We start from the raw sequence: 25,754 nt of genomic DNA, 5'->3' as shown, positions 1-25,754 counted from the left end.
CGGCAATCCCCCGGATGTGTAACGACTCCGACGGGACGTTGCGGCTCCGCTGTTACACGAACGGGGCTCGGCCGCAACGGCGGGCCCCTAGGTTTGTCCCACCTGGACCCGCCAGGCCCTGACCAGCACCGGAGGACTCCCCGTGAGCACCGTCCGCCGCCGCACCCTCGTTCGCGCCGCCGCCGTGACCGCCTGCGCCGGAAGTCTGCTGGCCCTGCCCACCGCCGCCGCGCTCGCCGAGGGGGTGCCGGCGGCCTCCGCCGCCCCGCAGCGGACCCTGGTCAAGACGCTCGCCCTCGCGGACGGGGTGTCCACGGCGCACGTCTACCGGGTCTCGAAGGGCGTCTACCAGGCCGAGATCCTGGGCGCCGACGGGCACCGCACCGCCACCCTGACCAGTGATGACGGCGCCACCGGCGGTACCGGGGCGCTCCACGCCGCGCTGGCCTCCGACGGCCGGCTCACCTCCTGGACCGGGGACGTCGCCGACCCGCGGGGCGGCCACGTCCTCACGGGCGACGGCCACAAGACGGGCACCCGCAGCGGGCACGCCGTCCCCGTGGCGTCGTCCGGGAGGGCGGGCACCGTGTACCGGATCGTCAACCTGGCCGACGGACCGGGCGAGGGCGTGCTGCTGCTCGCCGCGGGTGGCGGCATCGCGGCCGTCGGCGCGGCCGGGCTCGGCTTCGCCATGCTGCGGCGCGGCCGGACCAACGGCTGAGGACCGGCCTGCGGTGTCCGGCCCGGCGGGCGCGGACCGGATACGGAGTGGATACGGACGGGCTACGGATCATTGACGCGCGTCAACCGCGTGGGCAAACAGGGTTGAGCTCCGCATAAGGTTGACGCGACCGGCTGTCGTGGCGCGGGCAGGAGGGCGCGGAGTTCTGTGAGCAGGTTTCCGTTGCGTGCGGCCGCCGCCGTCCTCGTCGTGGGCTCCGTCGCGCTGCTCCCGCTGCTGACCGGCTGCGGCGACACGGGCGGGCTGGCCGGTGCCGGTGCCACGCCGACCGCGCGCGGGCCCGTACACCTGTGGCCGGAGCGGAAGGGTGCGACCGTGCCACCCGCCGATCCCGGCGGGGCTCCGCCCGAGTACGTCAAGGGGATCCCGCCCGTCAAGGACCAGGACGTGCACGCCGTCGACCCGGTGGCGCTGGTCCAGGCGGAGCTGCGCGCCCACCCGGACACGGACGTCGGCCCCGACGGGATGCCGCCGAAGACCGCCGCCGCGATCCTCGCGTGCCCGGCGGAGGGCGAGGACGCGGAGGACTCCTCGGGCGGGGCGGGGTGCCCGGTCCTGAAGCCGTACTACCGGGACCTCACCGGCAACGGCAAGGACGAGCTGATCATCGGCATCGAGTTCGGCACCGGCCCGGACGTCCCCGAGAAGGAGATGTCCGTACGGGTGTACACGGCGGACCCCGACGGGCGGCTCAACCGGATCATGGCGACCACGCAGAGCGTGATCACCGTGGAAGTGGCCGGACAGGACGTGATCCTGCGGGCGCCCAGCGGCAACAACGGCTACGAGTTGATCACCGCCTGGTCCTGGGACGAGAAGCAGCTCACCATGCTGCCGACGCGCGAGCAGATCGTACGGGTGCCCGCGAATCCGCAGGCACCGGCGAAGCCCTCGGGCACCAGGCCTCCCTCGCACACCAGGGCTCCCGGCGGAGGGCCCGGTACGGGCAGCGGGCGCGGAAACGGGGGCGGCGGCGGCAACGGGGGCGGGCTCCGCCCCGGCATCGGGACCGGGTCGCCGTGAAGGTCCGGCTGCCCGCCTGGACGGCCACGCTGACCTGGAAGTCGGCGTGTTTCATCGTGGTGATGTGCTGCACCCTGGCGGCGCTGCTGGGTGCGCTCGTGCACGTGGAGGTGACCCGGCAGACCGTGGCCACGGCACGGGACAAGGCGCTCGGCAGACTGCACGAGGTCTCGCGCGCCTACGAGGCGGGCGAGGCCCTGCCGCCCGGTTCGGGGCTGGACCCCGTGGGGCTGCCGGTGAAGCTGCGGGCGCTGGCCGTCGGAGGGCACCGGGGCACGATGGTGGCGGACCTCGACGGCCGCCCGATGATGTGGGCGGCGGCTCCGGCGGACGGGCGGGCGCTGGCCACCGCCATCGACTACGAGCAGAGCGCGCGCACCATCAACGGGCTGGACAACGCGATCATCGGGTCGTCGGTGCTCGCGATCGGCGGGACGCTGCTGGTGGGCGCCTTCGCGGTGACCCGCGTGACGCGGCGGCTGCACCAGACGGCGTCCGTGGCGCGGCGGATCACCCAGGGCGACCTCGATGCCCGGGTGGGCGACCCGCGTACCAAGGATCCCTCGCGGCACCAGGACGAGGTGTCGACGGTCGCCGGGGCGCTGGACACGATGGCGGGGAGTCTGCAGACGAAGCTGGAGAGCGAGCGACGGTTCACCGCGGACGTGGCGCACGAGCTGCGGACTCCGCTGACGGGACTGCAGGCGGCGAGCGAGCTGCTGCCGGAGGGCCGGCCGACGGAGCTGGTGCGGGAGCGCGTGCGCACGATGCGGCAGCTGACGGAGGACCTGCTGGAGATCTCGCGGCTGGATTCGGGCAGCGAGGTGGTGGAGACCGACCTGCACCAGTTGGGGAGGCTGGCCGGGCGGGTGGTGCGGGCGTCGGGGACGGACACGCACACGGAGCTGGTGGTGGTCCGGGACGCGCACGTGGAGACGGACCGGCGACGACTGGAGCGGGTGCTGGGGAATCTGGTGGCCAACGCCCACAAGCACGGGCGGCCACCGGTGGTGCTGACGGTGGACGGGCCGGTGGTGACCGTACGGGACCACGGGGACGGGTTCCCCGACTACCTGATGGAGCACGGGCCGCAGCGGTTCCGCAGCGGCGGGGGCAAGGGGCACGGGCTGGGGCTGACGATCGCGGTGGGGCAGGCGGAGGCGATCGGCGCGGAGCTGTCGTTCCGGCGGGCGGAGGGGGGCGGGGGGCTGGCGGTCCTGAACCTCCCGGAGTCCCCGCCGCAGGCACCCCCTCCGGCGTAGCCGACTGCCGGGCCTCCGGACGTCGAACCGGCCCCGGTGCCACCCCCGCGCCGTCGGGGCCGAGCGTGCGGTGGGGCGCCCCCGCAGGGCGTCGAACGCGGGTGCGCTGCGGGCCCGCCGAGTGACACCCCCGCGCCGTCGGGGCCGGGTGTGCGGTGGGGCGCCCCCGCAGGGCGTCGAACACAACCACGCCGTACATGTCCGCTGCCCCGTCACGTTCGACGCCCGAGGAGGTGCCCCGCCGCGCGCCCAGCCCCGACGGCCCCTCGCGTGCGGGCCGCCCCGTGGGCGGGTGCCGCTGCGCGGAGCCGGTCCCCTACCCGCCCTTCCACCGTTCCCCGGGGCTCCGCCCCGGACCCCGCGCCTCAAACGCCGGCGAGGCTGAAAGATCCGGGGCCTCAAACGCCGGCGGGGCTGGGCTTACGGCGGAGCCATCGGCAGGGCTCGCGCTACGGCTTGGTCCACGGCCAGCGGGGCTTCGGCTTCACGCCGCCCGGGCGGTGCTGGTACTTCCAGCCCTTCTGGAGCCCCAGCCGCTTGGAGTAGCCGGCCGGGACGCGCTCGTACAGCAGTACCGTCGGCGGGCCGTCCGGTGTCGGGACCGGGATCTCGTACCACTTCGGCGGGTGGCCGGTCGGGCCCAGCAGGATCGGGAGGACGCGGCCGTCCATCGGGCCGCCCTCGAAGGGGGTGGGTTGGCTTCTCACGCCACCAGTGTCACAGGAGGTGGGCGGCCTCGGAGACCACCGGGATGACCCGCCGGGCCAGGACGCCGACCGGGCCGTCCGCGGATTCGAGGGCCAGGGCCGCGCGGGCGGCGGCCGCCGTTTCGGGGTCGGTGGCCGCCGTGGCCGTCAGGAGGGCGACGAACTGGTCCACGAGCCAGTCCCGGAGGGATTCGACCTCGGGCTGCTTGCCCTCGTCGATCCAGATGAGGGAGGCCGCCTCGACCGCCGTGATCCACGTACGGACCATCATGCGCAGGCGCGGCCCGGGGGCGGGGACGGCGAGGTGGACGAGGATCTGGTCGGCCGCGGCGCGGCGGATGCCGTCCACCGTGGCCGTCGTACGGGAGGTGGAGACGACGCTGCCGCCCTGGAGGAGCGCCGCGAAGCCGGCGTCGTGTTCGTCGACGAAGGCGAGGTAGCGGTCCAGGGCGCGGCTCAGCCGCTGGGTGAGGGGGCCCTGCTGGGGTTCGGCGAAGCAGAGTTCGAGGATGTCCGCGGCGGAGCGCAGTGCGGCTTCGTAGAGCTGCTGCTTGCCGCCCGGGAAGTAGCGGTAGACGAGCGGGCGCGAGACCCCGGCGGCCTCGGCGACGTCGTCGAGCGAGACCTCCTCCGGCGCGCGGTGCGCGAACAGCGAGAGGGCGGCGTCGAGGAGTTGGGCTCGCCGCTCCTCGACGCTCAGCCTGCGGTAGGCGCGTACGGCTCTCATGTCCGCAGGGTAGACGACCGTCGTCGCGCGTCGTCCGCGCTTACGCGAGGAGGCCCGAGCTCTTCCAGAGGCGGCGGCCGGGGCCGCGCAGGACGCCGATGTCGTCGAGGAAGTCGGTGAGCCGCTTGGCGCCGGTCTGCATGACCTCGCGGCGGTGGCCGCTCGCCTTGACCTGGGCCACGGCTTCGCGGCGGTCGAGGCCGATGTTGTCGTAGACGGCCGGGTTGACGAAGGCGACCGAGAAGACGCGGGCGGCCTCGCCGCAGCTGATCCGGGTGAGTTCCTGCTCCCAGCGCGGGGCGGTGAGCATCTGGCGGCGCAGTTCCTCGCGGGCGTAACGGACGTGCCGGGCTTCCTCGATGACGTGGATCCGGGTCACTCCGCGGACGAGGGGCTGGACGCGCTCGTCCGGGAAGGTGAGGCGCTGCATCCAGTCGAGGATCTCCTCGCCGAGGAGGGTGCAGGCGAAGGAGCCGGGGGTGGTGGAGACGGTCTTCAGGATCCGGGCGAGGTTGTGGTTGAGGCGGGAGACCGGGTAGTCGGGGGCGCCGGACTGCTTGATCAGGCGGGCGAACATCATCGAGTGGCGGCACTCGTCGGCGATCTCGGTGAGCGCGTAGCGGACGTGGTTGCTGGTCAGGGACTTGTCGTAGATGTGCCGGACCAGCAGCTGCATCAGGATGATCTCGAACCAGATGCCGAGCGAGCCGAGCGCCGCCGCCTCGTGGCGGGAGAGGTCGATGCGCTGCTCCTCCCCCATCTTCCTCCACAGCGGGGTGTCGTAGAGGGAGAGCAGCTCGGGCGGCCAGTAGTACTTGCCGTCGATGGGCGGGGTGTCCCAGTCGAGTTCCTTGTCGGGGTCGAAGGAGTGCTTCGCCGAGGATTCGAGCAGCCGCTCGGCGATCTGTTCGCGGTCCTTGAGCAGGCCGAGGGCGTCCCTCAGCTCGGCTCGGTCGGTCACCGTCGTCATGGCTTCGGACACCTCGTGGTTGGGTTACCGGCGGTCACTGCTTATGAGACTGCTTGTCAGCAAGGTCGTCAATCCCTCGCGCACGACTTGTTGACCGCGCGTCTACCAACGTGTGACGCTGCCAACTGTCCAGTCCTGCACGGCAGTACGCGGCTACGCGTGGATCGCGTGACAAGGGGGCGTCAGTGTCGACGCACGAGCTCTACACCAAGGACCCGGGCGAGGGCGTCTGGCAGATCCCCTCCACCGGCTCGGCCCGCTTCAACTGGGAGTACGACGAGGGCCGCGAACGGCTGCTGGCCCTGTACCAGAAGGGCAAGGACAAGCAGTGGGACGGCGCCAAGCGCATCGACTGGGGCATCGAGGTGGACCCGTACGATCCGCTGGGCACCCCGGACGAGGTGCTGACGCTGTACGGGACCCGGCACTGGGCCAAGCTCACCGAGAAGGACAAGGGCGAGCTGCGCCGGCACTACAGCGCCTGGCAGTTCAGCCAGTTCCTGCACGGCGAGCAGGGCGCGATGGTGTGCGCGGCACGGATCGTGGAGTCGGTGCCGGACCTGGACGCGAAGTTCTACTCCGCCACCCAGACCATGGACGAGGCCCGGCACGCGGAGATCTTCGGACGGTTCCTCCACGACAAGGTCGGGATGCTCTACCCGATCAACGACAGCCTTCAGGAGCTGCTCGGCGACACCCTGCGCGACTCCCGCTGGGACATGCCGTACCTGGGGATGCAGGTGCTGATCGAGGGGCTGGCGCTGGCCGCCTTCGGCATGATCCGCGACACGACGGACAAGCCGCTGCCCAAGCAGATCCTGGCGTACGTGATGCAGGACGAGGCCCGGCACGTCGCCTTCGGGCGGATGGCGCTGCGGGACTACTACCGGCAGCTGACGGACGCGGAACTGAAGGAGCGCGAGGAGTTCGTGATCGAGGGCTGCCACCTGATGCGGGACCGGCTGCGCGGTGTGGAGGTGCTGGAGAACTTCGGCGTCCCGCGGCGGGAGGCGGAGGAGTACAGCGAGCAGTCGGAGTTCCTGCACCTGTTCCGGAAGCTGCTCTTCAGCCGGATCGTGCCGTGCGTGAAGGACATCGGTCTGTGGGGCGAGCGGCTGCAGAAGGCGTACCTGGACATGGGCGTCTTCGAGATGGGCGACTCGAACCTCGACCTGCTGATGAGCCAGGACGAGGAGATCGCCGAGGCCCTCGACCGCGAACGGTTCGCGGCGGAGGAGGCGGAGCGGGTGGCGGAGGTACGGGCGGCCGTCTCGGAGGGGGCCGACGCCGGCTAGGCTCCGCCGGGCCCGGGTGTCCCCTCGGCCCCATGCCGTCCCGCCGGGGTGTCCCCGGCAACCCCCGCACTCCCGCGCCGGCGGGGTCGGGCCCGCTCGCATAACCCCGCGCCGTCGGGGTCGGGTGTGCGGTGGGGCGCCCCCGCAGGGCGTCGAACGCAACCACGCCACACATGTCCGCTGCCTGGAAAGGTTCGACGCCCGAGGAGGTGCCCCGGCGCGCGCCCGGCCCCGACGGCCCCTCGCGCGCGGGCCGCCCCCGGGGTACCGCTGCGCGGAGCAGTCCCCTACCCGCCCTTCCACCGTTCCCCGGGACTCCGCCCCGGACCCGCGCCTCAAACGCCGGCGAGGCTGGATGTGCCCGGGGCTCAAACGCCGGACGGGCTGAAAGACCCGGGGACTCCGCCCCGGACCCCGGGCCTCGGACGCCGGTGAGGCTGGAATTGCCCGGACCCGGGCCTCGAACGCCGGGGAGGCTGGAGGGGACCCGGGACTCAAATGCCGGCGAGGCTACGGGCGCCGGGACGGGCCGAACGGTGCGGCGGAGCCCGTCGGCGCGACGGCGCCCCGTCCCGGCCGGCCCAGCGGCGAGCGTTACGGCGCGATCGGGAGCTGCCGCTTGTGCTCCGTGAGCCGGTAGCGGCGGGCGATGATCTCGAAGGCGCGCTCGTCCACCGGCTTGCCCTCCAGGAAGTCGTCGATGTCGTCGTACGTGACGCCCAGCGCGTCCTCGTCGGCCTTGCCCGGGTCGAGCGTCTCCAGGTCGGCCGTCGGAACCTTCCACACCAGCTCGGCGGGGGCGCCCAGGGCGTCCGCGACGGCGCGCACCCGGCGCTTGGTCAGGCCGGTCAGCGGGACGAGGTCGGCGGCGCCGTCGCCGAACTTGGTGAAGAAGCCGGAGACCGCCTCGGCGGCGTGGTCGGTGCCGACGACCAGACCGTCGTGCGCGCCGGCGACCGCGTACTGCGCGATCATGCGCTGGCGGGCCTTGATGTTGCCCTGGACGAAGTCCTGGTGGTGGGCGTCGCGGAAGGAGACCCCGGCGGCGAGCGAGGCCGCGAGGGCGGCGTCGCTGGCCGGCTTCACGTCGACGGTGAGGACCTGGTCGGCGCGGATGAACGAGAGGGCGAGCTGGGCGTCCTTCTCGTCGGCCTGGACCCCGTAGGGCAGGCGCATGGCGTAGAAGGCGGCCTCGTGCCCGGCGGCGCGGGCCCGCTCCACGGCGAGCTGGCACAGGCGCCCGGCGGTGGTGGAGTCGACGCCACCGCTGATGCCGAGGACCAGGGAGCGCAGGCCGGTCGAGGTGAGCCGCTCGGTGAGGAAGGCCACCCGGCGCTCGATCTCGCGCTCCGCGTCGAAGGTCTCGCTCACCAGGAGGTCGCGGGCGATCTCCTGCTGCAGGGCGGTGGACGCGGGCTCGCTCACGGCTGCTCCTCGGGGTCGTGCGTGCGGTCGTGCGTGGTCGTACCCGGCCGTACCCGGTCGTACGTGGCCACGCTGTTCTGGCTCCGAAACCCTAGTCGACGCCCCGGGGCGGCGGACCCGCCGCCCACCGTGCGGCGGAGGCGGGCCGGTCAGTGTTTGAGGGCCGCCTCCATGACCGCCCGTGCGATCGGGGCGGCCGCCAGGTTTCCGCTGACCTCGCCGCGGTCCGCCGACGCGTCCTCGACCACCACCGCCACCGCGACCGCAGGCATCGGCGCGCCCTCCGCCTTGGCCCAGGAGATGAACCACGCGTACGGCGTTCCCACGTTGCCGACGCCGTGCTGCGCCGTACCGGTCTTGCCGCCGACGACCGCACCCGGGATCGCCGCGTTCCGGCCCGTCCCGTTCTCCACCACCTTGACCATCAGCTGCTGCAGCCGCAGCGCCGTCGCCGGGTTCATGGCCCGGCCCATGCTGCGCTGGTTCCCGCGGCGGACCTGGTCCCCGTCGTTCTGGGTGGTGCGTTCCACCAGGTAGGGCGAGTACAGCTCGCCGCCGTTCGCGACCGCCGCGGCCACCATCGCCATCTGCAGCGGCGTGGCCTTGGTGTTGAACTGCCCGATGGAGGAGAGGGCCAGCTGGTCCTGGCTCATGTCGGTGTCGAAGTTCGAGCGCGAGACCCAGGACGGCACGCGCAGCCCGTCGTCGTTGAAGCCGAACCGCCCGGCCGCTTCCACCATCCCGCGCAAGCCCACCTGTACGCCGATCTTCGCCATCACCGTGTTGCACGACCACTGCACGGCATCCGCCATCGAGGCGTCCTGGCAGCCCGCGCCCGCGTTCGGCAGGAGGGTGCTCGTTCCGGGCAGCGGGTACGGGTCGGGGGTCTCCGTCGGGGCGTCCACGTCGGTGACAACGCCCGCGTCGAGGGCGGCGGCCGCCGTCACGATCTTGAAGGTGGAGCCGGGAGGGTAAGTCTCGCGCAGCGCCCGGTTGAGCATCGGCTTGGCCGGGTCCGCGTTCAGCCGCGTCCAGGCCTCCTTGACGCGCGTACCCGTACCGGAGAGCAGGGCGGGGTCGTACGAGGGACTGCTGACCAGCGCGAGGATCCTCCCGGTGGCCGGCTCGACCGCCGCGACCGCGCCGCGCTTGCCCGCGAGCCCCTTGTACGCGGCCTGCTGCACGGCGGCGCGGATGGTGGTGACCGCGTTCCCGCCGGCGGGTCGGCCGCGCGAGAGCTCGTACCAGAGCGGGAAGGCGGAGAGGCCGGGGTCGCTGCCCGAGAGGATGCCGTCCTCGGCGCGCTCCACGAAGCTCGTCCCGTACGTCTGGGAGGAGAAGCCGGTGACGGGGGCGTAGAGCGGGCCGTTCTTGTACGTGCGCTCGTAGCGGAGGAGCTGTCCGCTGTCGCGGGAGCCGGTGACCGGGCGGCCGTCGACGAGGATGTCGCCGCGGGGTTCGGCGTAGCGCTCGATGACGGGGCGCTTGTTCGCCGGGTTCGCACCGTAGGCGGCGGATTCCCAGACCTGGACCCTGGTGACGTTGACCAGCAGGGCGACGAGGAGGGCCGCGCAGAAGTAGGCGCACCAGCGGATGTAGCGGATCACGCGTCGGGCTCCTGGGTCGCCGTTTCGATTGCCGTCGGGGGTGCGGTCGCCGTGGGGCGGGGGCGGCGCGCGCTGTCGCTCAGGCGGATCAGGAGCGCCACGATGATCCAGTTGGTGACCACCGAAGAGCCGCCTTGGGCCAGGAAGGGCATGGCCATGCCGGTCAGCGGGATGAGTCCGGTGACGCCGCCCGCGATGACGAACACCTGGAGCGCGACGATGGAGGAGAGGCCGGTGGCGAGCAGTCGGCCGAAGGGGTCGCGCAGCGCGAGCCCGGCGCGGAAGCCGCGGGCGACGAGGAGTCCGTAGAGGAGCAGGATCGCGGCGAGGCCGACGAGGCCGAGTTCCTCGCCGGCGGTGGCGAGGACGAAGTCCGATTTGGCGGCGAAGCCGATGAGGAAGGACTGCCCGTGGCCGAGGCCCGCCCCGAGGAGGCCGCCGGCTCCGAAGGCGAAGAGGGATTGGGCGAGCTGGCCGGGGCCCTCGCCCCGGTCGATGGAGGCGAAAGGATTCAGCCAGTCGTCGACGCGACTGTGCACGTGCGGCTCCAAGGTCCCGACGGCGTACGCGCCGAGTCCCGCGAGGAGCAGGCCGATCGCGATCCATCCGATCCGGCCGGTGGCGGTGAACAGCATGATCACGAAGAGGCCGAAGAAGAGGAGGGAGGTGCCGAGGTCGCGTTCCAGGACGAGTACGGCGACGCTGAGCAGCCAGATCGCGAGGATGGGGCCGAGGACTCGACCGGGGAGCAGGCGCAGCTTCCAGAAGAGGCGGCGGCCGGTGAGGGCGAGGGCGGTGCGGTTCGCGGCGAGGTAGGCGGCGAAGAAGACGGCGAGCAGGATCTTGGCGAACTCCCCCGGCTGGAAGGAGAGTCCGGCGAAGCGGATCCAGATGTGGGCGCCGTTGACGGCCGGGAAGAAGACCGGGACGAGCATGAGGACGAGGGCCGCCGCGACCGAGAGGTACGCGTAGCGCTGGAGCACGCGGTGATCGCGGAGCAGCGAGACGACGAGGATGAAGAGCACCATCCCGAGGGCGGACCAGAGGAGTTGGTCCCCGGCGGTGAGGTGGGCGGGGGTGGTCGCGTCGAGCCGCTGGATGAGGACGAGGCCGAGGCCGTTGAGGAGTACGGCGATGGGGAGCACGAGGGGATCGGCGTACGGGGCTCCCAGGCGGACGGCGAGGTGCGCCAGGAGGGCGGCCGCGGCGAGGCCGCCGGCGTACCGGGCGGCCGGGCCGGGGATCCGTCCGGTGGTCGCGAGGCCGACGTAGAGGTAACCGAGCACGGAGATCAGGACGGCTCCGGCGAGGAGCGCCAGCTCGACGCCGCGACGCTTGGGGGCGTGGGCGTCGGGGGGCGGGGGCGGGGCGGGCTCCGCCACCTGTGCCGTCAGAGCGGTCATACAGCGAAACGTAGCAAGCAGATGGATGCTATGTCCGCTTATGTCATAGTGTGCCGAAGAGTCGTCAGAAACGGTCAGGTCTGTTGTCGGTGGGAGCGGGAGGCGGGGTAGCTCATGGGACCTGTGGAATTCATCGTTCTCGCGTTCCCGGAAGAACAGCTGCGGGTGCCTGCGGTCGAGGCCGTCATGGGGCTGCGCAAGACGGGTGTGGTCCGGCTGATCGACGGGCTGGTGGCCACGAGGACGGCCGCGGGCGAAGTGCTCGCGGCGGAGTTCGACGAGTTCGTCGAGCTGCGGGGCCTGCTGACGGGGCGGGAGGCCGCCCGGCTGATCGGCCCGGAGGACGTGCGGGAGGCGGCTGAGCTGCTCGAACGCGGGAGCTGTGCGTTGCTGCTGCTGGTCGAGCACGTGTGGGCGCAGGACGCCGCCATCGCCGTGCGGGCTGCGGGCGGGCGGATCGCGGGCTCGGTGCGGATTCCGGCGGACCGGGTGGCGTCCGACCCCCAGGTGGAGGTTTCCTGATGTTCATCCGTCCGGTGGGAGTGACGGTGCGATCGGCGGACCGGCCCTCGGGGCATCCGCTGCTGCGGGGGCTGCTGGCGCAGGCCACGGGGACGGGGTCGGTGGATGTGGACGGGCCGCGTCAGGGGGTGCGGTGGAGGACGACCACCGGGCCGATCGAGCCGGAGCCGGTGGAGGTGGAGGAAGCCGCGGAGGTGGCGGAACCGGAGGCCGTCGGACCGGAGTCGGAACGGGAACGGGAACGGGAGCTGGAACCGGAGCCGGAGCCCGGCGGCCACACCGAGGCCGGCCCGGTGGGCTCGCTCGTGGCGGAGCTGACACAGCTGGCCGACCTGGCCCGGGAGGGGCTGCTGACCCCGCAGGAATTCACGACGGCCAAGGGGCGCTTGCTGCGGGAGTGACGGCTGGGCGGAGCCAAAGAGGTCTTGGGGGTCCCGACTCCCCCATCGCCCTTCGGGCGGGACGGCCCGGAAGGGCGACGGGGCAGCCGGGCCGGTCAGACCCGCACGAGCAGGGATTCGGCCACCGTGCGGTGTTGGGCGGCGGTGGTCGGATCGGCGTCGTGGAGGAGGGTCGCGATGCCCTCGTGGGCCAGTGCTTCCTCGTGGCGGTATCCCAGTTTCGGGGCCAGCTCCAGTGCCTGGCGGTGCAGGCGGAGGGCCTCGTCGGGGAGGCCGGCGAGGCGGCAGGTCTCGGCGTAGGCGTTGAGGAAACGGATCTTCCAGTGGTCCTCGAAGAGCTCGTCCAGGAGGGCGAAGGCCTCTCGGTGGCTGGCCAGCGCCTCTTCGTACCGGCCCATTTCGCGCAGGGCGACGCCCTGGCAGTTGAGGCACCAGGCCTCGTTGTTCATGTGTCCGTCCTCGCGGGCCAGTGCGAGGGCACGGTGCAGGTGTTCCATGGACTCGTCGGGGGCTTCTGAGGCGATGGCCACCCCGAGCGTGATCCGGGCCGTCAGGGTGGGGGGCCATGCGGGGTCCGGGTGGGGCGTGTCCAGGACCTCTCGGGCGCGCCGGGCGGCCTGGTCGCGGTGGCCCAGTTGGAGGAGTGACCAGGCCTCGGAGGCGGCGGCGTGGGCCGCGCCGGCGGGACAGTCCGCTTCCTCGTAGAGCTTCGCGGCCAGCCGGAAGAGTTCGAGCGGCTCTTCGGCGTGGCCCTCGTCCCAGCTGAGGTAGCCGCGGCGCATGGCCAGCTCGGCCGTGTCGCCGTGGAGTTCGGCCGCCTCGTACGCGGCGGCGGCCTCCGCCATCCGGCCCGCGTTGTAGCGGGCGAAGCCCAGGTCGCTGTGGGCCTCGGCCAGCTGGAGCGGGTCACCGAGGCGCTGGGCGGCGGCGAGCGAGCGTTCGAAGAGGTAGTTGAGGTGCGTGGTGCCGCACCGGCGGGCGAAGTACGCACGCAGGAAGCGCGGCAGCTCGCACACGTGGAGGTCGGCGCCGACGGCGTCCGCCGTCTCGAAGGCGGCGATCATGTTCTCGTACTCCGCGGTCAGCCAGCCGATGGCGTGGTTCTTGTCGGCGAACCGCGGGAGCTCGGCCGGCGGGCGGCCGGCGGAAGCGGACCGGCCCGGTGCCAGAACGGGCATCGCGGCGTCGGCTGCGGCCGCGGCGTGGACGTAGTAGTCGAGGAAGCGCGAAAGCGCGCGCTCGCGGTCGGTCTGCGAGTCCTCTTCCGCGCAGGCCCGGCGCGCGTGCTGGTGCACCAGGTCGTGCAGTCGGTAGCGGCCCGCCGTCGGCTGCTGGACCAGGTGGGCGTCGAGGAGGTCCTCCAGCATCACGCGGGCGCTGCCCAGCGGGAGGTCCGCGAGGGCCGCCACGACGTACTCGTCGAAGGTTCCGCCGGGCAGCAGGCCCAGCAGTCGGAACAGGCGGGCCTGGGAGCGGTCCAGCTGTCTGACGGACATGGCGAAGGCGGCGTCGAACTCGCCCGTGCCCTGCGAGAGCCGCTCGGCGAGGATGCCCACGGTCCAGCCCGGCCGGTGCCGCAGCCGGGCCGCGGCCAGGCGCAGGGCGAGCGGGAGGTGGCCGCACAGGCGGAGCACCTCGGCGGCGGAGTCCGGGTCCTTGGAGAGCCGGGCGTCGGCGCCACTGGCCCGGGTCAGCAGCTCCGCGCTCTCCTGGGCACTCAGTACGTCCAGTGACACCGGGGGGACCTCGTCCAGGCCCAGCAACCGGTTGCGGCTCGTGATCAGGACGACGGAGGGACCGGCTCCGGGCAGCAGCGGGCGTACCTGCTCGGCGTCTGCGGCGTTGTCGAGGACCACGACGGCCCTGCGGCCGGCCAGTTCCGCGCGCCAGCAGGCGGACAGCTGCTCCAGACCTTCCTGCGGGACCCGCTCGGAGGGGACGTCGAGCGCGCCGAGCAGCATGCGCAGTACGGAGTCGGGGCTCATCGGCTCCCGGCCCTCGGTGAATCCGTGCAGGTCCGCGTAGAGCTGGGCGTCCGGGTAGTCGGCGGCGAGCCGGTGCGCGGCGTGCACGGTCAGGCAGGTCTTGCCGACACCGGCCATGCCGTCGACCGCGACCACCCGATGGCTTTCCACCGCCGCGAACAGATCGGCGAGTCGGTCCTCTCGCCCGGTGAAGTCCGGTACGTCGCGCGGCAGATCGTTGCGGGGCCTCGGCTGGACCTGGCGACTGGCCTTCGGGGGCGCCGGCAGCGGGTTCGAGGACCGCTCCCACAGGGGGCGCAGCGGCCGGGGGTCGCGCTTGACCAGGCGGCACAGGGCCACCACCGCGGGCCAGGGCGGCACGGTCTGGCCGCTGAGGTAGCGCGAGAGCGACGAAGAGCTGAGACCGGTGTCCCGCGCGAGGGCCCGTACGCCTAATCCGGACAGCTCCTGCAGTGCGCGCAACCGACCGGCCAGCTCGTCCTGTTCCACGGTTCCCCCTCGTCCGTTGTCCCGCCCGGCCAGCAGTATTTCGGCCCGAATCCGCGCTGGTCAAGGCTGTTCCGCCTGTCCCACGCCGTCCCATCGCCCTGCCCCGATCGGCCCGGAACGGCTGTCATGGAGTCACACCGCAAGCGACGACAACAAGGAGAAGAAATGCAGTCTCGTATGCAGAACCCGGCCATGGTCCTCTCCGGCGCGATGCAGCCCATCCAGGACATCTTCAAGGCCGTGCACTCCGGTGGGGTGGACGGCCAGATCCTGGAGCTGGTCCACCTGCGGGTCAGCCAGATCAACGGTTGCAGCGCCTGCGTCGACGGCGGCGCCAAGACGGCCCGCAAGGCCGGAGTGAGCGACGAGCGCCTCGCCACGGTCGCCGTGTGGCGGGAGACCCCGTACTTCACCGACGAGGAGCGCGCCGCCCTCTCGCTCGCCGAGGCGGCGACCCGGCTGGCCGACCGTCCCGATGCGGTGAGCGACGAGGTCTGGGACACCGCCGCCACGTACTTCGACGAGAAGCAGCTCGCCGCGATCATCCTGATGATCGGCGTGACCAACATGTTCAACCGCCTGAACGCCACGACCCGTCAGATCGCCGGCGCCTGGGGCTGACAGCCGCCCCCACCACCCGAACATCACACAACAGGAGGAATCCAGCGATGAACAAGACCACCGACACCACGGCCGACGCCTTCACCGACGAGGAGCGGAGCGCGATGAAGGAGCGCGCCAAGGAGCTGAAGGCGACCGCGCGCCGCGGCACGAAGGCCGACAAGGCGGCGGAGGACGAAGCCGCCGTGGTCGCGAAGATCGCCGAAATGCAGGACTCCGACCGCGTCATGGCCGAGCGCGTCCACGCGATGGTCAAGACCGTCGCCCCGGGGCTCGCACCGAAGCTCTGGTACGGGATGCCCTCCTACGCGCTGAACGGCAAGATCGTCTGTTACTTCCAGAGCGCGGAGAAGTTCAAGGCCCGGTACGCGACCCTCGGCTTCAGCGACCAGGCGAACCTCGACGAGGGCACCATGTGGCCGACCTGCTACGCCCTGGCGGAGATCACCCCCGCCACCGAGGCCGCCATCGCCGCCCTCGTGAAGCAGTCCGCGAGCTGACCGGAATCGGGGTCGGGTCCCCCTCCGGGGGGACCGCCCCGCCCCTCGACCTGCGCTCCGGCCCCCGATCCGGGAGGATCGGACCGTGCAGCCGAGCGAGATCACCGAGATCCTGAACCGCCCGCTCAGCCGGGAACTCCTGGCCCGCGACGTGGCCCGCCTGGCCTACGTGGCCAAGGACGGCACACCCCGGGCCATCCCGATCGCCTTCGTCTGGAACGGCTCACAGATCGTCATGTGCACACCGCCGAACGCCCCGAAGCTGACGGCCCTGCGCCACAACCCCGCGGTCGCCCTGACCATCGACACCGAGGTGCACCCGCCACGGATCCTGCTCGTCCGCGGCCGGGCCGAGCTCGACGTCGTCGAGGGCATCCCGGACGAGTACCTCCAGGCGAACTCGACGTACGTGATGACTCCCGAGCAGCGGGCCGAATGGGAAGCCGAGGTCCGCTCGCTCTACCGCGAGATGGTGCGGATCGTCGTGACCCCGACCTGGGCGAAGCTGATCGACTTCGAGACCACCCTCCCCAGCGCGGTCGAGGAACTGCTCCGGGAGCGGGAGTCCCGCGAACCCTCCTGACCCCGCGGCGCTTCGATCCGTCCGGATCCTCCCGAGACGGCTCGCGGACGCCGTCGACGAGAAGCGCGCAGCGATCTGCGGCGCGGTAGACCAACCCCAGACGGGCCGCGGACGCCGTTGTCGAGGAGCGCGTAGCGATCTGGGGCGTGACCAGCCCCGGACGGGTCGCAGACGCCGAGACGTGAGGAGCGCGTAGCGATCTGGGGCGTCCTTCCTCCCGCCGAGGGGCTTGTGGTGGGGGTTTCGGGGAGGGTGGCCGCCTGCCCGGCCCGGGCGGTGCTCTGGAGGGGCCGAGGCAGGGTGTGCCCCACCTCAACGGGGTCTGACATCGCCGCCCGGCCCGCCCTTGGAGCCCCGAGCCGGCCCGTCCTTTTGGGGGGTTCCCGGCTGTCCTTTGTCTTTCCGTGGCGGGACGGTCTGTCAAGGGTCGCCGAAGGCGATCGCGCAGCGACGCGACGACGAAGGAGGAGCGCCCTTGACAGGCCGGCCCGACACGGAAGGACGATGGGGCAGCCGGGAACCCCCCAAGCCCTCTCCGCCCCCGACCGGCCGAGGCCCCACCGGGCCGGGGCCGTCGCTGCCGGGGGGCTGCCGCTGCGCGGAGCCGGTCCCCGCCCCACCCTTTCTCCGTTTCCCGGGACTCCGCCCCGGACCCCGCTCGGGACTCCGCCCCGGACCCCGCTCGGGACCCCGCCCCGGACCCCGGTCCTCAAACGCCGGACGGGCTGAAATCCGGGGCACCGCCCCAGGGCCGGGCCCGAGGCGGGAAGCACGCCCTCTCACCAGGCACCCGAGAAAGAGGAAGCCCCCTCGCCCAAGGGGCGGGGGGGCTTCCAGCCACGGACACGGAGCCCGGCCCGAGGGGGAAAGCCCCCGCAACAGGCCCAACCGGGTGACGCCGCCTCACCCCGCCGACTCGCCTGGGCGATTTGTCATACCGGGCGTGGCAGCATCGGGCGCCTCGGAGGTGATCCCATGTCACAGCGGCCGCTTCGTGCTGCCTGCTGCGTAGCCGCAGCCTTCCTCGTCGCGGGCCCCGTCCCGCAGGCCGGCGCCGAGCCCGCCAACCCCGCCGCCCCGGCCCCGGCCCCGGCCCCCGCGGCCCCCGCGGCCCCCGCCGAGTCCGTCCCCGCACTGCTCGCCCGCCTCCAGGGCCTGTACCAGAAGGCGGAGGAGGCCACCGAGGCGTACAACGCCACCGAGGTGGCCCTCAAGGCCGGTCAGGAGGAGGAGCGGTTGCGGACCGACGAGCTCGGAAAGGCCCGCAGCGCCCTCGACGCCGAGAAGGCCCTCGCCGGGCGAATGGCGCGGGAGCAGTACCAGGGCACCCGCAGCTCGCTCTCCCCGTACGCCCGGATGCTGCTGGCCAAGGACCCGCAGGCCGCCCTCGACGAGCGGCGGCTCGCCGCCCGCGAGGGGGCCCGGCGGGCCGGCGTACTGGACAAGCTCACCCGGAACAAGACCGCGGCCGACGCGCTCGCCGCCCGGGCCCGGAAGGCCCTGGAGACCCAGCAGACCCTGGCGGCCCGGCAGCAGACCCAGAAGGAGGCGGTCGGGGCGCAGCTGAAGGAGGTCGAGCGGATGCTGGCCGCCCTGACCCCGGAGCAACTCACCCAGCTCGGCGCGCGGGAGACCGAGAACACCGACGCGGCCCAGCGGAAGCTGCTGGACTCCGGCCGGCTCCCCGCCCGTACCGGAACGCCCACCGCAGCGGGCGGCGCGGCCCTCAGGTACGCGGCGGCGCAGATCGGCAAGCCGTACGTGTGGGGGGCCGAGGGCCCGGCTTCGTTCGACTGCTCGGGGCTGACCTCGCAGGCCTGGGCGCACGCAGGGCGCACCATCCCGCGGACCAGTCAGGAGCAGTGGGCCCAGCTGCCGAAGGTGCCGTTGGACCGGCTGCGGCCCGGGGACCTGGTGGTGTACTTCCCCAAGGCCACGCACGTGGGCCTGTACATCGGCGGTGGCAAGGTGATCCAGGCCCCGCGCCCGGGCACCCGCGTCAAGGTCTCCCCGATCGCCGCGAACCCGCTGCTCGGGGCGGTGCGGCCGGACCCGGACGGTGCTCCGCTGCCGGAGTTCACCCCTCCGCCGCTGCCCGATTCGGCCACGGCGGAGGGGGACGACACGGGCTACTCCTCGGAGGAGTCCCCCACAGAGGCATCAGGAGCATCAGAGGCATCAGACCCATCAGAAGCAGCAGAAACAGCCGCCGAGACCTCCGCCAGGTAATCCGCCGCGTCCTCCGGGTCGTAGAAGTACGCGTCGAAGTCGGCCGGGTTGTCGAAGCCATTGGCGAATCGATTCGCCACCGGCTGCAGCTGCCCGGCCGCGCCGATCAGGTTCAGTACGTGCTCCGGCGGGACTCCCAGCATGGCGTTCGTCCACTGGGTCACCGGCTTGCCGGTGGTGAACCAGTACTTGTCGAAGGTGCCCTTCATCCACGACTCGTCGAACGGCTTGTCGCCGTGCATCAGGATGGACGACAGGTACGAGGCCGCGCACTTGGCGGCCGAGTTCGAGCCCTGACCCGTGATCGGGTCGTTCGCCACGACCACGTCCGCCACGCCCAGCACCAGCCCGCCGCCCGGCAGCCGCCCGACGGGGTTGCGGACCACCGGCGCGTAACGGCCCGCCAGCGTGGCGCCCGCGTCCGTCAGCTCCACCTTCGTCGCCCGCGCGTGCTCCCAGGGCGTGAACTTCTCCATCAGCTCCAGCGTGAGCGCCAGGTGGTCCTTCGGGTCCCGCACGCCGTTGAAGACGTCCAGCGGGCCGCCCGGGATGCCCTCCCAGAACAGGATGTCCGCGCGCCCCGAAGTCGTCAGGGTCGGCATGACGAACAGTTCGCCGACGCCCGGCACCAGGTTGCAGCGGACCGCCTCGGTCTCCGGGTGCTCCGGGCGCGGGCCGAGCCCGTGGACGTAGGAGACGGCCAGTGCGCGCTGCGGGGCGTCGTACGGGGAACGCACCGCGTTCCGCTCGAACATCGACACCAGCTCGCCCTTGCCGGCGGCGACCAGCACCAGGTCGTACGCACGCGAGAAGTAGTCCAGGTCGGCGACGGACGCGCCGTGGATGACCAACTGCCCGCCGCGCTGCGTGAAGGTGTCCAGCCAGCCGGCCATCTTCACGCGCTGGTCGACGGACTGCGCGTACCCCTTGAGCCTGCCCATCCAGTCGACGGCGCGGCCGGTGTCGGGGCCGGCGACCGAGACTCCCAGGCCCTCGATCTTCGGCGCCTGCTGCTCCCAGAAGTTGATCTGGAGATCACGCTCGTGCTGGAGCGCCGTGTCGAACATGCACTGCGTCGACATGACCCGCCCGGTGCGGATCTCGTCCGCCGTCCGGTTGGACATGAGGGTGACGTCGTACCCCTTCGCCTGGAGTCCGAGAGCCAGCTGGAGACCGGCCTGGCCGGCTCCCACGACGAGTATCTTGCGCATCTCTCACGTTCTCTATTCGGAATCGGGAGTGGTGTCGAGGGCGTGCCCGACCAGCGTCAGCAGGGATTCGACGACCGAAGGGCGGTTCCTCGCGTCCATGATCACGACGGGTACGTGCGGCGGCACGGTCAGCGCCTCGCGCACGTCCTCGGGCTCGTAGGAGTCGGAGCCCTCGAAGTGGTTCACGGCGACGGCGTACGGCAGCCCGCAGCTCTCGAAGTAGTCGAGCGCGGGGAAGCAGTCGCGCAGCCGTCGGGTGTCGGCCAGCACGATGCCGCCGATGGCACCGCGCGCGAGGTCGTCCCACATGAACCAGAAGCGCTCCTGGCCCGGGGTCCCGTACACGTACAGAACAAGATCATCATCGAGGGTGGTCCGGCCGAAGTCCATGGCGACGGTGGTGGTGTTCTTGTCCGGGGTGCCGGACAGGTCGTCCGTCGGGGCGCCGGCCTGGGTCATCACCGCCTCGGTGCGCAGCGGGGTGATCTCGGAGACGGAGGAGACGAACGTGGTCTTACCCACGCCGAAGCCGCCCGCGACCAGCACCTTCACGGCGACGGGGGCGCGGGAGCGGTCGTACTGCCAGGGCTGGACGGGCTCGTCGTCCGACTCCGGCGGGGACACCGGTTCGTCAGAGACGGCGAAGACCACTGAGCACCCTTTCCAGCAGCGCGCGGTCGGGACGGCCCGTGCCGTGGCCCGTCCCGTAGACGCGGATCCGTCCTTGGTCGGCGAGGTCGCTGACGAGCACGCGGACCACGCCGAGCGGCAGCTTCAGCAGCGCGGCGATCTCGGCGATCGTGCGCATGCGTCGGGTCACCTCGACGATGGCGCGCATCTCGGGCATGCGGTCGGGCTTCTGCGGCTGCGAGGCCTTCGTCTCCAGGGCGGCGACGAAGGTCTCGACGAGCAGTACCTGCGTGAACCGGGTCCGGCCGCCCGTGAGGGAGTACGGGCGGACTCGGGCGGGGCGGCGGTCGGCGCCGCGTATCGGCAGCCGGTCGGAGGCCGGACTCCTCACGGGGTTTTCTCCATCGACTGGCGCAGCTCACTGCGGACTTCGGGGGTCAGGACGTGGCCGGCGCGGCCGACGAACAGGGCCATGTGGTAGGCGACGACGCTCATGTCGCAGTCGGGGGTGGCGTGCACGCCCAGCAGCGAGCCGTCGCTGATGGCCATGACGAACACGGAGCCGTGCTCCATGGCCACCATGGTCTGCTTGACGGATCCGCAGTCCATGAGGGCGGCGGCGCCGGTGGTGAGGCTGCCGAGCCCCGACACGATGGTGGCGAGGTCGGCGGAGGCGCCGCGCGGGCCCTTGCTCCTGCCGGCGCCCGCGTTCTGGGCCTGCGTCTCGCCCGCACCCGGGTCGGAGGACAGGAGCAGGAACCCGTCCGAGGAGACCACGGCTACGGAATTGACGCCGGGTACCTCCTCGACCAGGTCGGTCAGCAGCCATTGCAGGTTGCGGGCCTGGGTGCTCAGTCCGTACGTACTGGGCGCGGTCATGTGCGTGCCTCCTGTGCGGTGTCCCCCTGGTCGGTGTGCCCCTCGCCCTGTCCCTGCGCTCCGGCCGCCTCCGCCACCTCGGCGGCGAAGACCCTGCGCCCGTCCTGGGCCCCCTGGTAGAAACCGCCCAGCCGGCGCCGCAGTTCGTCGGCGTCGACGCGCCGGGGCGGGGCGGGTCGTACGTCGTGGGCGCGGCCGACGGCCGGTGCCGCCACGGAGCGCGGGGTGCGCTTGGGCAGGCCCTTGTCGGTGACGTCCTCCCCGTCGGGGTGACTGCCCTGGCGGGGCAGCCAGTTCCCCTCGGCGGGGGTGTGGCTGTGCGGGTCCGGCTCCGCCGGGTTCCGCGGTACGCCGGCCCCCCGGTCGGCGTCGTCCGCGGCGGCCGGGTCCCCCGGCTCGGGGTCCCGCACGGCGGCGGCGACCGCGTCGGGAGCGGCCCCGGCCGTGAACACCTGGTCCGCCGGGGGCAGCCCGGCGTCCTCCGGGCCGGGCGCGGTGAACACCTCGTCGGCCGACGGCGGCTGCGCCTCCCCCGCGGGGGCCTGGTCACCGTCCCGCTCGGAGCCGACTCCCGCCGGGGCGGAGACGGTGAACACCTGGTCGGCCGGGGGCAGCCCGGCCGGGGCCGCCGGGGCGGCGAGGTCAGGAGCGCCCGCTCGGGTCTCACCCGGCAGGTCGGCAGCCGCGTCGGCGCCCACGCCGAGGACACCGTCCGGGCGCGGCTCCGCCGGGGCGGCGAGGTCCGGGCCGGCCGTCAAGTCCTCACCGGTGGCGACGTCCGCACCGGGAACGGGCTCAGGGCTGGCGTCCACGCCAAGGTCGGCGCCCGAGTCGGCGCCCGAGTCTGCGGCCACGTCGAAGGCGGCATCCACCTCAGCGGCCGCGCCACGGACAGGCTCCGCGTCGGCGGTCACGCCGAAGGCGGCGTCCACGTCGTCCGCCGCGCCACGCGAGGTCTCCGCGTCGGCGGCCGCTCCGAAGACGGCGTCCACGTCAGCGCCCGCGCCAAGGCCGGGCTCCGCTCCGGCGGCCACGCCGAAGGCGGCGTCCACGTCGTCCGCCGCACCGAAGGCGGCGTCCCGGGTCGGCTCCGTCGGCTCCGTCGGCTCCGTGTGAACGGATACCGCGTCCGCGCCTCGGGGGCGGGCCAGGAGGGTGTTCTCGTTCGCCTCCGCTATCACGCCCGGCAGGTGCAGCGCGGGCGCGCCCGGGGTGGACAGGGTGTGGATCGGGGAGGCCGGCGGGGTGGTCGGGAGGAGGGAGACCGGGACGACGACCAGGGCCTCGGTGCCGCCGTGCCGGGGGGCGCGGAGCTCCGCCGTCACGCCGTGCCGGGCCGCGAGCCGGCCGGCCACGTACAGGCCGAGGCCGAGGCCGTGTTCCTCCTCGGGCTCCTCGTCGTACGCGTCGGGGGCGGACAGGCGGGCGTTCAGCGACTCCAGGCGGTCCTCGGTGACGCCGATGCCCTCGTCCACGACGGACAGCACCACGTCACCGGAGTCCAGCAGCCACCCGGACACCTTCACCTTGGCGTCCGGCGGCGAGAACGTCGTCGCGTTCTCCAGCAGCTCGGCCAGTACGTGCGAGATGTCGTCGGCAGCGTGCCCCGCGACCTGGGTGTACGCGGGCAGCACCGCGAGGTCGACCCGCTCGTAGCGCTCGATCTCGCTGACGGCGGCCCGCATGACGTCGACGAGCGGGACCGGCAGGCCCTGCGCGTGGCCGTGTTCCTGGCCGGCGAGGACCAGCAGGTTCTCGTTGTGGCGGCGCATCACCGTCGCCAGGTGGTCCAGCTTGAACAGGGTCGCGAGGCGGTCCGGGTCCTGCTCCTTGGACTCCAGCTCCTCGATGACGGCGAGCTGGCGTTCCACCAGGCCCAGGGTCCGCAGCGACAGCGAGACGGAGGTCGTCGACATGATGCGGCGGTGTTCCTCCAGGCCCGCACGCAGCTTCGTGAGCTCCTCCTCCAGCACCTCCCGGCCTGCCGTCAGCGCCTCGTTGCGGCCGTTGATCCGGCGCTTGTCGGCGTCGAGTCCGGCGATCTTGGTGTGCAGGGAGACGGTCTGCTCGCGGACGGCGTTCAGGTGGCGTACGACCTCGGCGAACTCGTCGTTGCGGCCGGTGAACCGGACCGGCTCCACCGAGCCCTCCGGCGTCGCCAGCCGCTCCGCGCCTCGGCGCAGGACGGACAGCGGCCGGGTGAGCGAGCGCGCCACGGCGGTCGCGAAGCCGACGGCGAAGAGGAAGAGCACGCCCATCGCCGCGATGACCAGTTCGAGCCGGGTCACGTCGTCGTCGCGCTGGGCGGCGAGCGCGGAGGAGCGCTGGCCGGCGAGCGTCGACTCAACGGACCGCATGCGGTCGAGGCGGGCGGTGAGGGCGGAGCCGACCGCGCCGGCGTCGGTCTTGCGGTCGGCGGGGTTCAGGGTGGGCCGGTCGGTGAGCTTCTTGAGGAAGTCGTCGGCCGCCTTGACCTCGGGGCCGGTGACGGTGGCGGCGAGGGTCTGCCGTACGTCGGGACGCGCGGCCCGTGCGAAGTCGTCCAGGGCGGCCTGCTCGCGTACGCGCGCCCGCTGCGCGGCGGTGGTGAGTTCGTCGACCACGGCCGAGTTGGGGGGCTGCTCACCTCGGGGGACGGCCAGTGCGGCGAGCAGCAGTCCACGCGTGGCGGAGGCCTGGTCCACGGCCTGGCCGAGCGGGGCCAGGGGGCGGGTGGTGGCGAGGGCGGTGGTGGCGCGCGGCGGGGTCAGTTCGGCGAGGCGGTCGCCGGGGGCGAGGAGTTCGGCGATGACGCCCGCGTAGGCCTGGTGGGCGGCGAGGGCGCTGCCCTTGCCTTCGACGGCCTCGGTGCGGACGGCCCGGATCCGGGCGAGGGAGCGGGCGGTCGCCTCGTCGGCGTCGGCCTGGACCTCGGAGAGCTGCCGGTCGGTGCGGGCGACGCGCTCCTGGACGGCGCCCTTGGCGTTGCCGGGGCGGCCCTTGGCGGCGTACTCGACGACGGCGTCGCGCTCGTCGCCGAGGAGGTGGGCGAGGGTGAGTGCCTGCCCGGCCTGCTCCGCGAGGGTGACGAGGTGCTGGGAGTCGTTCAGTTCCCTCGTGGCGGAGACGACGGCGGGTGCGCCCGCCGCGAGGACGGTGAGGCCGGTGACCGCCACTCCGACGACCAGCCTGCGGCGCACGCGGACGCGTCGTCCTGCGGGGGCCGGGCCGTCGATGGCGGTGCCGTTCTTCCGAGACCGCTTCTTCTGCACCGGTGCTCGCAATCCTGTACGTGTGCTCTTGCTCGTCTACTCGTGTGGCCGAGGTAACGGCCGGTCAACAAGTAAACGCCCCCTGCTCCCTCGTACCGCTTCAGACCTTTGCAGCGTGTTGGGGAGAGAGCCGCACATCGCCCACCCGGCCACTCGAACGAGTGAACATCACGGATGAGTTGGCTTCCAACTCGGACAGGTGGCTCCAGAGCGCCGCCATGGACGGGCGGTTGAAAGATCGATGGGGGCTTTGGCAATATGCCCGCCCACACCGGCACGGGGCGCCGTTCACCCATTGCCCCTTTGGTACGGAACTCGGCACGCGACTTGGTACGGACCTGCCCGTGTGCGGCGGGGTCCGCGGGGCAGTATGTCCGCATGCGCATCGACCTCGCTTCCGCCCCCGGCAGACCGGAACGCCCCAATGAGGACTGGGTGTCGGCGGTGATCCCCGCCTCGGGCGGCGGGGTCCTGGTCGCCCTGGACGGGGTCACTCCGCCGGCCGGCGAGGACGGGTGCGGGCACGGGGTGCCGTGGTTCGCGGCGCGACTCGGCGGCCGATTGACCGAACTGTCCGGATCGCGGCGGGACATGCCGCTGGACCGGATCCTGGCGGAGGCCATCCGCGGTACCGCCGATGCCCATCGGGGGACGTGTGACCTTTCTCACGTCCGCACGCCGCAGGCGACGGTGGTGATGGTCCGCTGGGACGAGGAGTGCGTGGAGCACCTCGTGCTCTCGGACTCCGTACTGCTCCTCCAGGCTCCCGGGGGCGAGGTGACGGCGGTACGCGACGACCGGCTGGACCGGGTGCCGCGGGAGGTACTGCGGTCGGTGGCCGCGACGGACGCCCTGCGCAACGCGGAGGGCGGCTTCTTCACGGCGGCCGCGGATCCCGCGGTGGCGGGTCGGGCGGTGACGGGGCGGACCCCGCGCGACCGGGTGCGGGCGGTGGCCGCGCTGACGGACGGGGCGAGCCGGTGGACGGACACGTTCGGGGAGGGCGACTGGGCGGAGTGCCTGGGCGTGCTCCGCGAGGAGGGTGCGGAGGCCCTGATCGGGCGGGTCCGCGCGATCGAATCGGACCCGGCCCGTGCGGTGCCGCGCGGCAAACGACACGACGACGCGTCGGCGGCCTACGCGGAGCTGTAGCCCCCCTCCAGCCCCGCCGCCGTTCGAGGCGCGGGTCCGGGCAATTCCAGCCTCGCCGGCGTTTGAGGCGCGGGGTCCGGGCAATTCCAGCCTCGCCGGCGTTTGAGGCGCGGGGTCCGGGGCGGAGCCCCGGGGAACGG

Annotated in this window: 23 protein-coding genes; 11 read left to right on the top strand and 12 right to left on the bottom strand. The window is 72.8% G+C overall.

The genetic code is table 11. From position 1 onward, the window contains the following. The first annotated feature begins 142 nt into the window (after positions 1-142). The 3 genes from ACIQ5Y_RS16765 (at position 143) to ACIQ5Y_RS16755 (ending at position 3,027) form a co-directional block, all read left to right on the top strand. Entirely contained in the window at positions 143-721 is a 579-nt protein-coding gene (locus ACIQ5Y_RS16765; RefSeq protein WP_403880376.1) for a hypothetical protein, read from the top strand. 168 nt (positions 722-889) lie between these two features. Next, positions 890-1,765 carry a hypothetical protein gene (locus ACIQ5Y_RS16760; RefSeq protein WP_403880374.1) on the top strand — a complete coding sequence of 292 codons (876 nt, stop codon included), beginning with the start codon at positions 890-892 and terminating at the stop codon, positions 1,763-1,765. Then, entirely contained in the window at positions 1,762-3,027 is a 1,266-nt protein-coding gene (locus ACIQ5Y_RS16755; protein ID WP_403880372.1) for a histidine kinase dimerization/phospho-acceptor domain-containing protein, read from the top strand. The genes ACIQ5Y_RS16760 and ACIQ5Y_RS16755 overlap by 4 nt, the downstream gene beginning before the upstream one ends. 449 nt (positions 3,028-3,476) lie before the next feature. Here ACIQ5Y_RS16755 and ACIQ5Y_RS16750 read toward each other — a convergent pair whose 3' ends face one another. The 3 genes from ACIQ5Y_RS16750 to ACIQ5Y_RS16740 are packed head-to-tail and all read right to left on the bottom strand — an operon-like array spanning position 3,477 to position 5,431. Then, on the bottom strand, positions 3,477-3,734 hold the full coding sequence (locus tag ACIQ5Y_RS16750; RefSeq protein WP_403880370.1) for a hypothetical protein: 258 nt from the start codon (positions 3,732-3,734) through the stop codon (positions 3,477-3,479). A gap of 10 nt (positions 3,735-3,744) precedes the next feature. Next, positions 3,745-4,461 carry a TetR/AcrR family transcriptional regulator gene (locus ACIQ5Y_RS16745; protein ID WP_403880368.1) on the bottom strand — a complete coding sequence of 239 codons (717 nt, stop codon included), beginning with the start codon at positions 4,459-4,461 and terminating at the stop codon, positions 3,745-3,747. Positions 4,462-4,501: 40 nt separating this feature from the next. Further along, the gene (locus tag ACIQ5Y_RS16740; RefSeq protein WP_403880366.1) at positions 4,502-5,431 is read right to left on the bottom strand and encodes a diiron oxygenase; all 930 of its coding nucleotides are present in this window, start codon (positions 5,429-5,431) and stop codon (positions 4,502-4,504) included. 185 nt (positions 5,432-5,616) lie between these two features. Between ACIQ5Y_RS16740 and ACIQ5Y_RS16735 the strand changes: the two genes are divergently transcribed. Beyond that, positions 5,617-6,726, top strand: coding sequence for a ferritin-like domain-containing protein (locus tag ACIQ5Y_RS16735; protein WP_403880364.1), 1,110 nt, complete (start codon positions 5,617-5,619; stop codon positions 6,724-6,726). Positions 6,727-7,320: 594 nt separating this feature from the next. Here the strand turns inward: ACIQ5Y_RS16735 and nadE are convergent. The 3 genes from nadE to ACIQ5Y_RS16720 all read right to left on the bottom strand — a co-directional run bounded on the left by nadE (position 7,321) and on the right by ACIQ5Y_RS16720 (position 11,161). Then, positions 7,321-8,151, bottom strand: coding sequence for an ammonia-dependent NAD(+) synthetase (nadE, locus tag ACIQ5Y_RS16730; RefSeq protein WP_403880362.1), 831 nt, complete (start codon positions 8,149-8,151; stop codon positions 7,321-7,323). A 149-nt stretch (positions 8,152-8,300) separates the two neighbouring features. Further along, entirely contained in the window at positions 8,301-9,758 is a 1,458-nt protein-coding gene (locus ACIQ5Y_RS16725; protein WP_403880360.1) for a penicillin-binding transpeptidase domain-containing protein, read from the bottom strand. Then, on the bottom strand, positions 9,755-11,161 hold the full coding sequence (locus ACIQ5Y_RS16720; RefSeq protein ID WP_403880358.1) for an FtsW/RodA/SpoVE family cell cycle protein: 1,407 nt from the start codon (positions 11,159-11,161) through the stop codon (positions 9,755-9,757). Before ACIQ5Y_RS16720 ends, ACIQ5Y_RS16725 begins: the two co-directional genes overlap by 4 nt. Before the next feature lie 114 nt (positions 11,162-11,275). Here ACIQ5Y_RS16720 and ACIQ5Y_RS16715 point away from each other — a divergent pair, with 114 nt between their 5' ends. Continuing rightward, positions 11,276-11,683, top strand: a complete 408-nt coding sequence (locus ACIQ5Y_RS16715; RefSeq protein WP_403880356.1) for a DUF6325 family protein — start codon at positions 11,276-11,278, stop codon at positions 11,681-11,683. After that, positions 11,683-12,084, top strand: a complete 402-nt coding sequence (locus tag ACIQ5Y_RS16710; protein WP_403880354.1) for a hypothetical protein — start codon at positions 11,683-11,685, stop codon at positions 12,082-12,084. The genes ACIQ5Y_RS16715 and ACIQ5Y_RS16710 overlap by 1 nt, the downstream gene beginning before the upstream one ends. Positions 12,085-12,179: 95 nt before the next feature. Here ACIQ5Y_RS16710 and ACIQ5Y_RS16705 read toward each other — a convergent pair whose 3' ends face one another. Then, entirely contained in the window at positions 12,180-14,558 is a 2,379-nt protein-coding gene (locus tag ACIQ5Y_RS16705; RefSeq protein ID WP_403880353.1) for a tetratricopeptide repeat protein, read from the bottom strand. Positions 14,559-14,723: 165 nt separating this feature from the next. Here ACIQ5Y_RS16705 and ACIQ5Y_RS16700 point away from each other — a divergent pair, with 165 nt between their 5' ends. The 4 genes from ACIQ5Y_RS16700 (at position 14,724) to ACIQ5Y_RS16685 (ending at position 18,491) form a co-directional block, all read left to right on the top strand. Next, positions 14,724-15,179, top strand: coding sequence for a carboxymuconolactone decarboxylase family protein (locus tag ACIQ5Y_RS16700; RefSeq protein ID WP_403880351.1), 456 nt, complete (start codon positions 14,724-14,726; stop codon positions 15,177-15,179). Positions 15,180-15,226: 47 nt separating this feature from the next. After that, a complete protein-coding gene (locus ACIQ5Y_RS16695; protein ID WP_403880350.1) occupies positions 15,227-15,679 on the top strand; it encodes an iron chaperone in 453 nt (150 codons plus the stop codon). A gap of 85 nt (positions 15,680-15,764) precedes the next feature. Further along, on the top strand, positions 15,765-16,262 hold the full coding sequence (locus tag ACIQ5Y_RS16690) for a pyridoxamine 5'-phosphate oxidase family protein (protein WP_403880348.1): 498 nt from the start codon (positions 15,765-15,767) through the stop codon (positions 16,260-16,262). Between the two features lie 975 nt (positions 16,263-17,237). Next, positions 17,238-18,491, top strand: a complete 1,254-nt coding sequence (locus ACIQ5Y_RS16685) for a C40 family peptidase (RefSeq protein WP_403880346.1) — start codon at positions 17,238-17,240, stop codon at positions 18,489-18,491. Here the strand turns inward: ACIQ5Y_RS16685 and ACIQ5Y_RS16680 are convergent. From ACIQ5Y_RS16680 to ACIQ5Y_RS16660, 5 genes are read right to left on the bottom strand one after another with little or no spacing between them, the layout of a single operon-like run. Next, a complete protein-coding gene (locus ACIQ5Y_RS16680) occupies positions 18,392-19,702 on the bottom strand; it encodes a styrene monooxygenase/indole monooxygenase family protein (RefSeq protein ID WP_403880344.1) in 1,311 nt (436 codons plus the stop codon). The two genes, ACIQ5Y_RS16685 and ACIQ5Y_RS16680, sit on opposite strands and share 100 nt — an antisense overlap. Before the next feature lie 12 nt (positions 19,703-19,714). Then, positions 19,715-20,353, bottom strand: coding sequence for a GTP-binding protein (locus ACIQ5Y_RS16675; protein WP_403880342.1), 639 nt, complete (start codon positions 20,351-20,353; stop codon positions 19,715-19,717). After that, positions 20,334-20,723, bottom strand: coding sequence for a DUF742 domain-containing protein (locus ACIQ5Y_RS16670; protein ID WP_384592907.1), 390 nt, complete (start codon positions 20,721-20,723; stop codon positions 20,334-20,336). Before ACIQ5Y_RS16670 ends, ACIQ5Y_RS16675 begins: the two co-directional genes overlap by 20 nt. Beyond that, the gene (locus ACIQ5Y_RS16665) at positions 20,720-21,211 is read right to left on the bottom strand and encodes a roadblock/LC7 domain-containing protein (protein ID WP_403880340.1); all 492 of its coding nucleotides are present in this window, start codon (positions 21,209-21,211) and stop codon (positions 20,720-20,722) included. The genes ACIQ5Y_RS16670 and ACIQ5Y_RS16665 overlap by 4 nt, the downstream gene beginning before the upstream one ends. Further along, positions 21,208-24,462: a nitrate- and nitrite sensing domain-containing protein gene (locus tag ACIQ5Y_RS16660; RefSeq protein WP_403880338.1), complete on the bottom strand. Its 3,255-nt coding sequence runs from the start codon at positions 24,460-24,462 to the stop codon at positions 21,208-21,210. The genes ACIQ5Y_RS16665 and ACIQ5Y_RS16660 overlap by 4 nt, the downstream gene beginning before the upstream one ends. A gap of 378 nt (positions 24,463-24,840) precedes the next feature. On the opposite strand from ACIQ5Y_RS16660, the gene ACIQ5Y_RS16655 reads away from it, so the two are divergent. After that, positions 24,841-25,614 (top strand): hypothetical protein, encoded by a 774-nt coding sequence (locus ACIQ5Y_RS16655; RefSeq protein WP_403880336.1) that lies wholly within the window; start codon positions 24,841-24,843, stop codon positions 25,612-25,614. The last annotated feature ends 140 nt before the right edge of the window (positions 25,615-25,754 follow it).

The sequence above is a fragment of the Streptomyces sp. NPDC096339 genome, assembly GCF_044762985.1.
Classification (GTDB): Bacteria; Actinomycetota; Actinomycetes; order Streptomycetales; family Streptomycetaceae; genus Streptomyces.
Note: the sequence above shows the minus strand (reverse complement) of the source record. Positions and strands in the feature narration are given on the sequence as shown.